Genomic DNA, 13,414 nt, shown 5'->3' on the forward strand with positions numbered 1-13,414 from the left:
ATCTACATCGCTATACGCCAGTAACGTCCTTAATTCGTTGACTGCCTGCTGCTTGAACGACAGGAAATGACCCCGCGGCGCATCTTCAATGACCTCGAACAGCGTATCGCCAAAGAACTCAGGATCCTCGCCAAACGAGCTGGCACCCAGATTAGTGAGACGCGGAAACAGGTCGAGAATATCATATTTAGTATAGTTTAACAGTTTGGACATAGTAGCTCATTTCATTATGTTCTTTTTTAATAAGTGTAACTTAAATACGCTGCGCAGTCTTGTGCTGCTGGTTGGATCGACGTGCTTTCACAGCACATCTCCCCCTGCCTTGCGATTATGTGGCGGAGCCTCATGGTAGTTGAGATTGTTTAAGGCTGTCGCATATGCCATCTAAGGCCGAACAGCATTTTTATGCTGCTATAGACCAAATCCTCATGGCCGCGTAATTTGTAAAATCCGGTTCCCGCCAATTCTGGAGCTGATTACATCGCGTAATCCAGCATAAACTGTTCAGGGTTCAATATATTGTCTCTACGCCTTCTCCTTTCTTCCCTGAGCCTTGTTGCCCTTCCGGCCCTGTACCTTGCGCCATGCAGCCGGGCCGCCTCCGCTGAGTCCTCACCTTTCGCGTTCCAGCGCACCTCTCTCGATGCAACTGGCGAACACCCAGAAATCTGCCTGCATTTCAATCAGAACCTGAACGCACGAGAAACATCAACACTGGCCCATTCGATCCATCTCTCACCAGAAAGCGCTTTTACACCGCGTGTTGAGAATGACACATTCTGCCTCGGCAATCTTGCCTTCGGGCAGGGTTACACAATGAAGGTTGACCCGGATTTTACTTCTGCCGATGGCCAGCATCTCGCCGCCCCCCTCACGCTCAGCGCCCGCTTTGGGCGTCGTGATGCGCACGTTGGGCTGACAGGAGACGGCTTTATCCTGCCCGGACGCACGACCGGGCATACGCCTGCCCTCGCTATCGAAACTGTTAACGTCTCCACGGTTCGTCTTCACGTCTTTCGGGTCGCTGCATATCAACAATTTCCCGGCACAGGTCATATTGACAGCACACTTCCTGATCTGAGCCAGACCAGTTTTGACCCTTATACGTTCCAGAACCTGCTGGACACGACCATGCGTGAAATCTGGCATGGCACCATGGCTATCGATCATGCTCCAGACCGATCTGTGACAACTGGCTTCCCGCTGGCAGAGACAATTGGCGCAGGACAGAACGGGCTTTATCTGGTGACAGTTGAAGACGCCGCAACGCCGCCGGAAAAAAGCCCCGTGGAAACTGCGCTTAAAGGCGGAAACATCAACACCGATCTTCTGCAAAGCAAGTCTATTTCTGCCCACTGGGTTAATCTGAGCGATCTTGGCTTAACCATGCTGCGGGGTGAAGACGGGCTGACAGTCAGTGCCCGTTCCCTGATGAGCGGACAGCCTACTCCTGATGTCACGCTGACACTGCGCGCCCGTGATGGCGGCACTCTGGCAACAATCACAACGGACGCGAGTGGCCTTGGGCATTTTGATGCCCCCCTGCTCCGTGGCACCATGGCAGACCGCTCTTCGGTTCTGCTGGCCAGCAAGGGGGAGGATTTCGGCTTTCTGCATCTTGATCGACAATGGTTCGATTTTTCAGAACAACATCTTGAAGGTGCCATCAGCCCCTTTCAGGGGAGCAGTCGCGCACTCGTGCAGCCTGACCGCGGCATCTATCGCCCCGGTGAGAGCGTGCATCTGCTCACTCTTCTGCGCGACCGGGCAGGACAGGCTATTCCAGATGCGCACCCGGTTCTTGTTCTACACCGTCCCGATATGATGGAAGAACGGCGCATTCCGCTTACAGGTGCAGCCGAGGGCGGCTACGCCACCACCCTGCCCCTGAGCGCCAGCGCGCCTACGGGCCTATGGCGGGCCGATATTCTGCTTGACCCTTCGCTGCCCGCCATCGGTTCAGCCCATTTTAGCGTTCAGGATTTTGTACCACCCAGTATCGAAGCCAGTTTCACGCCACCAGCCTCCGTAATTGCCGGACAGGACGTTGTGATTGATGCCTCGGCACGTTTTCTGTATGGCGCGCCCGGTGAAGGTCTTAAAAGTGACAGTTCCTACAAACTTGTTCCCATAACCGATCCGATCCCTGACCACACAGGCTGGGCTTTCGGGTTTGAGAACGAGGAAACACCATCAGCCAGCGGTGACATCACCGCGCCTCCAACCGATCATGAAGGCCATACGCAGCTAACCTTCACGCCAGATATTCCACAGGGCCTTACCCGGCCGCTCGCCCTTGATATACGTGCCGGTTTTCTTGACCCCATGGGGCGGCGCGTGGGTGAGCACTTTACAATTCCCGTCCGCCGAACCGCACCCCTGATCGGCCTCCATGTCGCGGCAGATGCCTCCACCAGCATGGGCAGTGCTGTTATCCCCATTGATCTTGCAAGTTTTGCGCCTGACAACAGTCCGGTTGCCATCGGCAAAATTCACTGGACCCTGTCACGTGTTAACCGGATCTATAACTGGGCCTACACGCCCGACAATGGCTGGACTTTCAGCAGCCACACTGTGGACGTGCCCATGCGCTCGGGCGATCTTGCAACAAATGCCAAAGGTACAGCGCGTATCACCCCAACGCTGGACTGGGGCGAATATCGCCTGAGTGCCGTTCCAAGCGAAAGTGACGGTGTAACCGGCAGTTCACTCCACTTTCAGGTTGGCTGGGGTGGAAGCGGTAATGCCAGCACACCGGACCATCTGCCACTTAGCGTACGCGATACCCATATCGCGCCAGGCGGCAGCACGGTCATCCACATTGGTGGCGGTTTTGCCGGGCAGGCCCAGATAACGCTTGCAACAGACCGTGTGCTGAACACACGTTTTGTGGACGTTCCGAAAGAAGGGCTGGACGTGCCCGTAACCGCCGCACCGGACTGGCATTCCGGCGCCTATGCACTGGTCACACTCTATCGCCCCCTCAACAGCCCCTCCGGCCTGCGCCCACATGACCCTGTGCGGGCAGTTGGTGTTACATGGATTGGTGTCAATCAGGACGCACATCGGCTGAGCGTAGCACTTGATACGCCTAGCACCGTCACGCCGCGCCATCGCATTACCATTCCCGTGACTGTTCAGGCCAGTCAGGGTCTTCCGGTGGGGCATGTGCAGGTTGCGGTATCTGCGGTCGATCAGGGTATTCTCAACCTCACGCATTTCACGCCGATCAACCTGTTTGATGCCCTGTACGGTCGCCCCCGTCTTGGACTGGACATGCTGGACAACTACGGGTCTCTTTTGCTGAGTGATGCAAAAAATGGCCGGATCCGGTCTGGGGGTGATGCGGCGTCAAACAGCAGCAGCGCGGACGGGCCGCCCGTGCGGACAACGGAAAGTGTCGCGCTGTTCGATGGCCCTGTCGCACTCGACAGCACCGGGCACGGCACTCTCTCGTTCGATGTGCCGGATTTTGACGGCCAGCTTCACCTGATGGCCTCAGCCTGGAGCAAAGACGCTGTTGGCAACGCGCAGGCAGACATCACAGCACGAGACCCGGTTTTCCCCGATCTGGGGTTACCACGGTTCCTCGCCCCGGGGGATACGGCACAGGCACAAGTCTCCATTATCAACGTTGATGCGCCATCAGCACCTTACGAAGTCCAAATCACCACGGATGGGCCACTCCATGTTCTCGGCTCCGGCACACTCAGCGCTCCTGTCAAACCCGGTGGGCGCGCTGACCTGCGTGTTGCGCTGGCCGCTACTCCAACCCTGGCGGGCCGCACTGCCATTGCGCATATCCATCTCACATTGCGCAGATCCGGCTCATCAAAAGTGCTGCTGACGCGAAGCTGGCCCATCGGCATAAGGCTGGCGCATGTTCCGCTTACCGTCAGCCGGACTGCACCGCTCCCACCCGGTAGCCATAAGATATGGAACCGCACGGAACTTGCGGGATTCAACCCGGCAGATGCGCGGATAACCCTCAACATTTCTGCATCGGACGGCCTTGATACAGTCGGGTTGCAAGAATCCCTGCAATCCAGCGTCTGGGGGGATTCTGATACACTGGCGGCTCAGGCCCGTGCGCTGCTGCAACAAGCCAGCGCAGCCCCCTCCGAGATTCACGACCACAGAGACACTACGGATAAGTCCATCCAGTCAGCCATCAATACGCTTTTTGATCGCCAGAACCCATCAGGTGAGATTGGCCAGTGGGATCGTTCCGATGGCCTCAGTCTTCCCGACGATCTGGACTATCTTGCCGATTTCCTGATCCGGGCAAAAGCCGCTGGCTACACCGTGCCGGAGGATCGGCTCGACCTGCTACTCGACCATATTGAAAGCGAGCAACTCCAGTCTCAGAGCGTCTATGATGAAGATCATGACAGTGAAAGACAGGCAGAACTGCTGAATACACGCGCCTACGCGGCGTACGTGCTGGCCCGTGCCGGTCGTCTCCACCCTGATGCAATTCACACTCTCGCGGCCTCGCTTGTCGCGCGGCAGGATGGTACTCGCGTCAACTATGTCTGGGCTGACACAGCAGATTCCAATACACAGGCCTATCCTCTGGCCCTTGGGCATCTCGCTGTCGCACTCGCAATGGACGATGCACCGGAAGACAACAGCGTAACATCACCAGAAGCATTGCTGGACGCAGCCATCTCGGCACTCGGGCCGCCCCGTACCGGAAAGCCAGATTTATGGGATTACAAATACTGGACCTACGTGCGCGATCTAGCCGGGCTGGCTGCCCTGACAGCCGAAGCGCATGACGATCGGCGCACCCACCTGCTCATTGAGCGGTTTGGCAAGCTGACTCTGTCGCCTGATATGCTGACAACCGCAACCAGAACAGCGTTGCTCGAAGCTGCCAGCGCTCTGAACAAGGATACTGACGGGCGAAGTGTGCGTGTGCAGGGGCAGTCCAACGCCACACCGCTTCGCCTGCCGCTTACCTATCCGTTTGATTCCGCTGCACTCGAAAAGGGTCTTCAGGTTGAAAACACCGGCAGAAAGATGCTGTTCAGCACCCTGACTGTGCAAGGCGAGCCAGCCGGGAATATCAAACCTCTCACCAACGGACTGACACTGGCCATGCAGGGCTTTACCCTGACTGGCGAGCCATTTGACCTGACACACATGCAACAGAATGACCGGTTTATCGTCAGTCTTAAAGGCACGGCTCTCCACCCCGGTCAGTATCTGGTGGGCATCACCAGCCTGCTTCCTGCCGGATGGGAAATCGAGAGCATCGTCTCTCCTGAGGATGCCGCATCTGACGAGCATGACTGGGACAACGCAGAAAACGACCGCGCGCAGCCCCCTTACGCTTTTCTGGGCACACTCAGCAACACCGAACATGCTGCCGCGCTGGATGATCGCTTCAGTGCCGCGGTGCACTTCACAACGCAGTCTCCAGATCTTGCGACACGGAGTTTCCATGTCGCCTACATCGTCCGCGCCATTACGCCGGGCCGCTTCACTCTGCCAGAGGCGATGGTCAGCGCACGACGTCTTCCAAGCCTGATGGCGCGCACGGCATCAGGGACTGTCGAGATCACCGCACATTGAAGGCTTCCTTCTGCCGCATCAGAAACTGTACACTCGGCCTGCTGCTCACCAGCCTCATTCCGGCTGGTCTGCTGGTGGCCGACTATTTTAATCCGCCAGACCTGCATCGGGCCGAGCAAGCCGCCCTTCTTGTTCAAGCTCGCGACCATACGCTGCTTGACGGCCATACAAGCCGCGATGGCTTCTGGCGTTTACCGGTTGAAAGCCAGGATGTTGACCCGACCTACATCACACTCCTGATGATGACGGAAGACCACCGTTTTGAAAGCCATCCGGGGGTTGATCCGCAGGCCCTTGCGCGCGCCATCTGGCAACTGGCCCTGCGTGGTCATATTGTCTCGGGTGGTTCCACGCTGGCCATGCAGACAAGCCGCCTCCTTACCCCGCACCGCCATACATGGGGTGGCAAGCTGCGCGATATCCTGCGTGCCCTCCAGCTTGAATGGCGTTTCGGGCGCCAGGGTGTCTTGAACCTTTACCTCACACTGGCTCCTGAAGGCACAAATGTCGAAGGCATTCGTGCGGCATCCCTGCTCTATTTCGGGCATGAGCCCAGCCATCTGACACCCACCGAAGCCGCGTTTCTTGTGGCTTTACCACGGCGGCCCGCCGCACTCCGCCCAGACCGCCATCCTGACGCCTTGCTAAACGCTGCGCGCCACACACTGCAACACGCCACTTCATTACGGCCTGTTGTATGGCCAACACCAGACATACGCGGCGTACCGCATGATGCTCCTGAACTCACCGGTCATTTTCTCAGCGCAGGGCGCAACGGCGTGGTGGTGACAACGCTTGATGCAAGGCTTCAGCGCAACGTACGACAGGCGCTTGCCAGCCACCCACCCCCGCTGCGTGGAACATTTGCAGCACTGATTGTCGATCATGAACGGCAGATCGTTGCATGGGTCGGAGGGGCCGAGCATAAGGCTCCGGGCAATGCGATAGATGCTGTTTTGGCGCCCCGTTCCCCCGGCTCCACACTCAAGCCGTTTGTCTATGGCATGGCATTCGAAACAGGCTGGATGACACCCCACACACGTGTGCGCGATAGCCGACTTGCCATTGGCGGCTATGCCCCCAAAGATTTTGACCATACTTTCCGCGGTGAAACGACTGTGAGTGAAGCCCTTCAACTTTCACTCAATGTGCCTGCCATTCAGGCACTGGAGCGTGTTGGCCCCTCCCGGTTCATGAACCGCCTCTCCACCTGCGGTGTGCGGTTGCGACTGCCCAAAAACCCGGATGGCACACAAAGCGCACCGAGCCTCGCAATCGTTCTTGGGGGAGCAGGCATCTCACTCCATGACCTGACAATGCTGTACGCGGCACTCGATCATGATGGTCGTGTCGCCCCCCTGCATCGTGAACCGACAGGTCTAAAATCAGCGCCCCCTGCACCCGAGACAGTCCTGCTGTCCAGCAGAGCAAATGCCGACATTCGTACAATCCTGCGGGGCACAGCTCCACCATCTGGCGTAGCATCATGGGAGAGTGTTGCCTTCAAGACAGGCACATCCTATGGCAATCGTGACGGATGGGCGATGGCCTCCACGCCTCAGGCAACAGTTGGTGTCTGGGCTGGACGCCCGGACGGTACTGCCTCTCCTGAGCTAACAGGACGGGATACGGCAGGGCCAGTGCTGGCAGTTCTTCTCTCTCTGCTTTCTTCGCCCCCACATGCATCAGCCCCGCCAGCCAGTGCCCAACCTCATCGTGCTGTTGCAATTCTGTCACCTGCTCTGCGCACTCTGCAACAACGGCAGGCACCGCAGATCATCTTTCCGCGCAATCATTCCGAAATTGAAAGCCGCTCTTCCCAGGGCACGATGCTTCCCATCGGACTGGAAGGCTCAGGCGGCCACCCGCCTTATCATTGGTACATCAATGGTATTCCGCTGGATGTGCCGCCCGGTGCGCAACCATCATGGACGCCCGATGCTCCTGGCTTTGCCCACATCACGCTTGCGGATACACAAAACGCCCATGCGACTATTGATATTCGTATACGGTAAAATGAAACCCTCTTGTGCTATCAATATATTTTATAACAAGTTTTCCATTTTCCTACCAATCAGCCTGATGTGTACTAACATCTCTCACTACAATGTCGCAGGTTTCAGAACGGTCGGGTTTGCGGACGCAGATAACAAGAACTATTGCCGGGCATCTGCTTTCGGGAAACTCGAACGGCTCGCTTAGCGCATAGCAACTAGACAGACTACTTACGCCTTCATCAGAAACATAAAAGAACGTTTCTTAGCTTCCCGAAAACAGACTATACAGACCAACAGAATATACGAAATTCAGGATCATCAAACGTGGATATTTTCACAGTATGAGACGCTGCCACTTGCTTGGAGTATATCCAAATTGCCGCTGAAAAGCAGCACTGAAATGGCTCACGTTACTATACCCAAGTTCCATAGCCGTTTCCGTCACGTTTTTCTCTCGCAATAAAGAACGGGCGCGTTCCATACGATGGGCTTGATACAGTGTGTAGGGTGCGCAACCGAACTGCTGACGAAACAGTTCCTTAAATCGTGTGGGACTGAGATCACACAGAGTCGCCAGTTGTAAAATTGTTGGGGCGCGGTCGAAATGTTTAAGCAAAGTCTGCCGGGCAGTTTCGAGACATACTGCTTTTTTCCCATTTAACTGCAAGCGCTTTGTTTCACACGATGCAAAGGCATAGCCCAACGTGGTCATCGCCAGCCCATAGCCTATCAGCTCATTTGGTCTCGCAACCTGCAAACCAGAGGGATTGGCCATTCGTAAATAACCAAGAAGCCGTCTTGCCGTTTTTATGGCTGGATCCTGAAGCTTCAGCGATCGAACCTGAATACCGGGAAGAGAGTCAATGTTCATTTCGCCGAGGAGTAGTGGCGGCACGTGGATTTCTAGGGCGGAAAATTCCGCACTGTTTTCAAATGTAAAAGTTTCACGAGATGTACGCGCCAGAATAAGATCACATGTCTCAAAATGGTGAATCTGACCGCCAGCTTTCATGCTGCATGATCCAGACAGGATAACTGTGCAACGGGTGGTCAGGCCTGGCTCATCAAAATATCCGCTCAACTCACTCGCTTGAGCGGCCACAAATCCGCTTGTGAGCAGACCTCCGGGAAAGCCACGTGAATGCGGATACAGCAAGGATGTACCAGCAATGCGGTTCGGGTGGGATTGATGAACCTGAGTTGAACTGACTTTTGCCATCACAGCACGGATTTTCCTGTCCGATCGGGGTAAAGAGACTGATCCGGGTAGCGGAGATAATAAGAATTATTATCATCACGACTTATGAAAGAAAACCTCTCTCTTCCATGGCTCAGGACTGGCGCCCGTCTGCGGAGCGTCAGCTCAATGGCGTTTGTCTGTACGGCTCTGACGGCTTTACCCGTCTGCGGATGGGCTGCTGCAACACCATCTGTAAAATGCATTCATAAACCGGGAGATAGTGCGGGAACGTCCTGCATCTCTTCGAAAGAAGCCATTACGGTCAGGGGCAAACGCGCTGCTTTCGTGAACCCAACGAGCACAACGCATGTGTCTGCACAGGACATGCAGGCATACAGAATGCAGACTTTGGGCGACATCGCCGAACGTGTCCCAAACCTGTCATTCACCAATACAACACCCAACAATCCTGTTCTGATGGTACGAGGGCTTGGTGGCACGGAAGATGAAGGACCGGTTCTTTACACGCCCGTCCTGATCGACGGCATACCTGTTCCCAGCTTTGCCATGGGGCAGATGTTTGATTTCAGTAATGTGGATGTCATGCGCGGTCCGCAGTTAACGCAAGGGATCAACGCATTTGGAGGCATGGTTTCTGCGCAGTCGAGAGACCCTGGAAACCGTCTGAGTGGGTCGATGGACTTCGAATACGGAACGGGAAACCGAAAAAGAGCAACATTTTCGGGCGATCTGCCGATTAATGCCTCCACCAGTCTCCGTCTGTCCGTCGGTGGAGAAACCGCTGACGGCTACATCCACAATCGTGCCCTGAACCGCAGCGATACGGGGGGCTGGCATGGATGGTTCGGCCGCATCAAACTGCTACACAAGGACAGTGCCGGAGGAGAATGGCGCTTCAGCCTGCATCATATGCTGAACCACGGCGGTAATGACTTCTTCGAAACGCCACAACATGCCCGGAACCATGTCTCTTACAATACGTCGGAAGGCGTAAATGATACAGAATACCTCATTGGTTCAGCTCAATATCACCGGCGCTTCAGTCAGCATATGATTCTGGACGTTACGTTCGGAGGAGCCTCTACCGACTGGCGTTATAGCAACCCCTACTCCGTCTTTTCCGCCAATTCTGGCTTCACGCTCCCAACACGCCAGATCGGCGGTTCTGTCATGCTGTCCGGGAGTTCAGGAACACTGGACTGGAAAGGAGGGATTTACGGGCAGCAGGTCAAACGTTGGGCTCCCTACGATTTTGATATGTCACCCTACTATGCCAGCCGCACAACTGCGACATTAGGAACAGCCAATGTTGCCTTTATGGGGGAGCTAGGGTGGCATTTCTCGGAAAGCTGGCGCCTCGTGCCATCGCTGCGCATCGAACATGTTGATAGCTCGCTCAGCAACTGGACAAGCACCATGAGCGGAGACACGCCTTATGCTTATAGCATGGAGGAAAGCCTTCCACGCCAAACACTCTCTAAAACTGCTCCCCTTCCTGGGCTGAAACTCGAGTACAATCCACAGCCTTCTGGTAAATTAAGCCAGTTCGGCTGGCTAAGTTACTCCCGCTCCTTTCTGCCACCCAATTACAGCCCATACGGTTCCTATAGCAGTACGGTTTCGGTGCCTTACGCTTCCAGTTATGGCAATAATCTGGAAGTAGGCTATCGTCTCGGAGATATCACAGGTCGATGGTCCGTAGAAGCAACCGGATTTGCCAATTTCCTTTCAAATCTTCAAGTCTCTGCAACGAATGGCGCGGGAGAATCTCTTATCGGGACGGCCGGCACCGCCCACTCTCGGGGGATGGAAGCCACCGCACATTGGAAGCCACTCGATACACTTCAGCTTAACGCGTTCCTGGGGCTGACATACGCCGCATATGATCGCTTCGTTTTTGGGGGGGCAGATTACAGCGGCAAGCAGATGGCTGGCACTCCGCGAAGCAATTTCGGTTTTTCGGCCGAATGGCATCCTGTTCCGGGATGGGCTGTTAACGCCAGCGTTGTCCGGCGCGGACGAACAACTCTCTATCCCAGCAGTAGTATTCGGAATGCACCCTACGTCCTTGTGGATGCGCAGATTGAGAAGCGCTGGAAACACTGGACTGTCGCACTTTACGGACACAACCTGACCAATTCGAGTTATTTTACACGCGGTCTGTCGGGCGGAGATGTTGTGGCGGCCAATCCACGTCAGTTGGGCTTTCGTGTCGGAGTCAATTTCTGACATGGAGGCTGCATCCCATTCCTATCGGAATGATCACGTTGAGACCAGAACAACACTCCTTAAACGGCTTCTGGCAATCGGGCTCATGTATGGCTCGCAGGGTATCCCTGCGGGACTAGCCTTCAATGCATTTTCGACCATTTTGCGTCATAGCGGAACGTCATTGCAGGAAATCGGCCTGACAGGACTGGTATTTCTACCATGGGCGCTGAAATGCTTCTGGTCAGGCATCGCTGACAATGCCGGCAAACGATGGGGCTATGGAGCCCTCGCCTTATGGACGCATATGTCTGCCGTTGGTATCTGCCTGCTTTTGGGATTTACCTCACCTAACCATCATTTCCTATTAGCTCTGTCAGGCATTCTGCTTCTGAACACAATTTTTGCCACGCAGGACATTTTTACGAATGCGTGCGCCGTCTCGCATATGAAGGGACGGAATGCAGGACTGGCCAATGCCTTACAGGTTATTTCATTTCTTCTGGGCATGGTGGTTGGTGGTGCAGGATCACTCTTCATCTACGAGCGGCTTGGCTGGTTCGGTGCAATGTGGGGTATGGCGTGTGAACTCTTTATCCTGTGGCTGGCACTTTTGCCCTTAAGAGAAAGCATTGAGCCTGACAGGGAATTTCAGAAGCCTTCCCGCCTTATAGATCTTTTCCGGCAACCGGGGTTTCGTTGGGCGCTCCTGATAGCGATTAGCTTCAAATTTGCGAGTTCAGCGCTCGCAATGTTGCTCCAGCCTTGGGTGATGGATCAATCTTTCAGTCTGGGTTTTGCCGGAACACTTCAGATGTCCAACATCATCTGTGGTGCACTCGGTGGCGCATTTATCGGTTTCCCGGCAGTCAGGTTTTTGGGCTGCTACCGTGCAGTTACATTGCTCATCTGGCCGTCCACCCTGCTCCTTGGAACGTTGGTGTGTCTACAAACAAGGGGGATGGCAACGCCAATGCTACTCTACGCGGGCCTTGGCATAGAAAACTTCCTTGATGGAGGGTTTTACGTTTCCGTCTGGGCGATGCTAATGAACTGGTCTTCAGAAGAAAGGCCGGGGATGGATTACAGCTTTCTTCAATGTGGAGAAAGCCTAGCGAATGTCCTCGCAGGTATGTCGATCGCGCCTCTGGCATCCGTCATCGGATACAATAGGACGTTTCTGACAACCTGGATCGCTGGCGCGTTCACGCTGCTGCTTGTGGTAACGGCAGCCAGAAAACTTGCAGGCCTGTATGATGATACTGAGCCTTCCAAACAATCCTTCAGACAATTGAGACGCTCATGACAATCTTTAATCTTTCCAAAGAAGCTGCGGACCTATCGACTATTGATATTGGCAGGGAAACGGAAACAGTGCCCACAAACGGGCTCAAAATGCTTTTCCCGTTTGGAGCACATGACGTCGGACTTCTGCGCTTCAAAGGCTCTACGCCATGGGAGGAACATCCAAATGATGAATTTCTTCTCGTGGTCGAAGGAGAGACAACGCTAACACTTCGAACAGAACAGGGCGAGATCAGTTCTACTGCAAAAAAGGGAGACGTTCTGGTTGTTCCGGGAAAGACTTGGCATCGACAGGATGCGCCTGCCTCAGTGACTCTGATGTTTATCACCAATCATGATGGTAATCGTCATCAGGCTGCATCTATATAAATCGAACGGGAAGAAATTAGAGCACAATCCGATCTAACGGGCTCATTTTAAGATTCCCATATTGGTCGAAATCTGATTCATGCTTTGTACTGGCATGGAAGCTGGCCCGTATGACCCGAACCTTGTCTGCTGGCCTTCGTCGCCGAACGATTGCGGCTGTTGCCTCTGCCATAACCCGTTGTGCGGCAGCGGTTCACTTTGGTGTGGCTTCGTCAAGAGTTAATTGATGCAGCACGAAGCGTATCCACCTGCATGCTTAGAGCTGCATACAGGGTCACTAAAGAAAAAATGGGCTGCTTAGAACAGGCCGCTTTTAGCCTTCACCGCAGAACTATTCATGGAGTGGTGCCAGACTTTATCGCCTTCAAAGATAATGGTCAGATGCTTTTCGGTGCCATGTTGGCCCTGGCGCAAGTCACCATTTTCCTTCTGTACGTGCAGGCAGAACAATACGGGTACCCTGATTGAAATCAAACAAGATACTATCAGGCTCGTGTAAAACTGGGATTGAAGTAGAATGGTTTGATGAAACTTCGTTCATGAAGCTATGAATACAAATATCCGATGTGAAAACACATCGGATATTTGTAAAAAACTCCCTCCATCAAAAAATGGAGGGAAGTATTCGGATTAGGCAGAACGTCTGTTTTCCAAAACAGCTTTTGTGTTCTGTTCCAGATAGGGGCCAGCAGCTCGGATATTCAGAGAAAGAATACCCATTCCGCTCTGTGTCAGTTCATCCAAGGGCAAAACA

The 13,414-nt window shown here is 54.5% G+C and carries 7 protein-coding genes and 1 pseudogene; 6 read left to right on the forward strand and 2 right to left on the reverse strand.

The features are described from left to right. Positions 1–213 (reverse strand): annotated as a pseudogene (locus FKW31_RS14005) (hypothetical protein); the annotation flags it as partial. 306 nt (positions 214–519) lie between these two features. Between FKW31_RS14005 and FKW31_RS14010 the strand changes: the two are divergent. Further along, positions 520–5,580, forward strand: a complete 5,061-nt coding sequence (locus FKW31_RS14010; RefSeq protein ID WP_150178854.1) for an alpha-2-macroglobulin — start codon at positions 520–522, stop codon at positions 5,578–5,580. Then, entirely contained in the window at positions 5,577–7,595 is a 2,019-nt protein-coding gene (locus FKW31_RS14015; RefSeq protein ID WP_150178855.1) for a transglycosylase domain-containing protein, read from the forward strand. The genes FKW31_RS14010 and FKW31_RS14015 overlap by 4 nt, the downstream gene beginning before the upstream one ends. 316 nt (positions 7,596–7,911) lie before the next feature. Here FKW31_RS14015 and FKW31_RS14020 read toward each other — a convergent pair whose 3' ends face one another. Continuing rightward, positions 7,912–8,796 carry a helix-turn-helix transcriptional regulator gene (locus FKW31_RS14020; protein WP_150178856.1) on the reverse strand — a complete coding sequence of 295 codons (885 nt, stop codon included), beginning with the start codon at positions 8,794–8,796 and terminating at the stop codon, positions 7,912–7,914. Between the two features lie 147 nt (positions 8,797–8,943). On the opposite strand from FKW31_RS14020, the gene FKW31_RS14025 reads away from it, so the two are divergent. The 4 genes from FKW31_RS14025 (at position 8,944) to FKW31_RS16105 (ending at position 13,128) form a co-directional block, all read left to right on the forward strand. Continuing rightward, positions 8,944–11,007 (forward strand): TonB-dependent receptor, encoded by a 2,064-nt coding sequence (locus FKW31_RS14025; protein ID WP_150178857.1) that lies wholly within the window; start codon positions 8,944–8,946, stop codon positions 11,005–11,007. Positions 11,008–11,092: 85 nt separating this feature from the next. After that, positions 11,093–12,292, forward strand: coding sequence for an MFS transporter (locus tag FKW31_RS14030; RefSeq protein ID WP_238332860.1), 1,200 nt, complete (start codon positions 11,093–11,095; stop codon positions 12,290–12,292). After that, complete coding sequence (locus FKW31_RS14035; protein WP_063354125.1) at positions 12,289–12,660, forward strand: cupin domain-containing protein; 372 nt, start codon at positions 12,289–12,291, stop codon at positions 12,658–12,660. Before FKW31_RS14030 ends, FKW31_RS14035 begins: the two co-directional genes overlap by 4 nt. Positions 12,661–12,858: 198 nt before the next feature. Beyond that, positions 12,859–13,128, forward strand: coding sequence for a hypothetical protein (locus tag FKW31_RS16105; protein ID WP_166443415.1), 270 nt, complete (start codon positions 12,859–12,861; stop codon positions 13,126–13,128). Positions 13,129–13,414: the final 286 nt, after the last annotated feature.

Origin of the sequence: Acetobacter sp. DmW_136, assembly GCF_008690365.1 — a bacterium.
GTDB lineage: Bacteria > Pseudomonadota > Alphaproteobacteria > Acetobacterales > Acetobacteraceae > Acetobacter > Acetobacter oryzifermentans.

Bases quoted from the DNA above. Each gene is read 5' to 3' on its own strand.
- FKW31_RS14020 (WP_150178856.1), bottom strand. From the start codon at position 8,796: ATGGCAAAAGTCAGTTCAACTCAGGTTCATCAATCCCACCCGAACCGC.
- FKW31_RS14025 (WP_150178857.1), top strand. From the start codon at position 8,944: ATGGCGTTTGTCTGTACGGCTCTGACGGCTTTACCCGTCTGCGGATGG.
- FKW31_RS14030 (WP_238332860.1), top strand. From the start codon at position 11,093: ATGTATGGCTCGCAGGGTATCCCTGCGGGACTAGCCTTCAATGCATTT.
- FKW31_RS14035 (WP_063354125.1), top strand. From the start codon at position 12,289: ATGACAATCTTTAATCTTTCCAAAGAAGCTGCGGACCTATCGACTATT.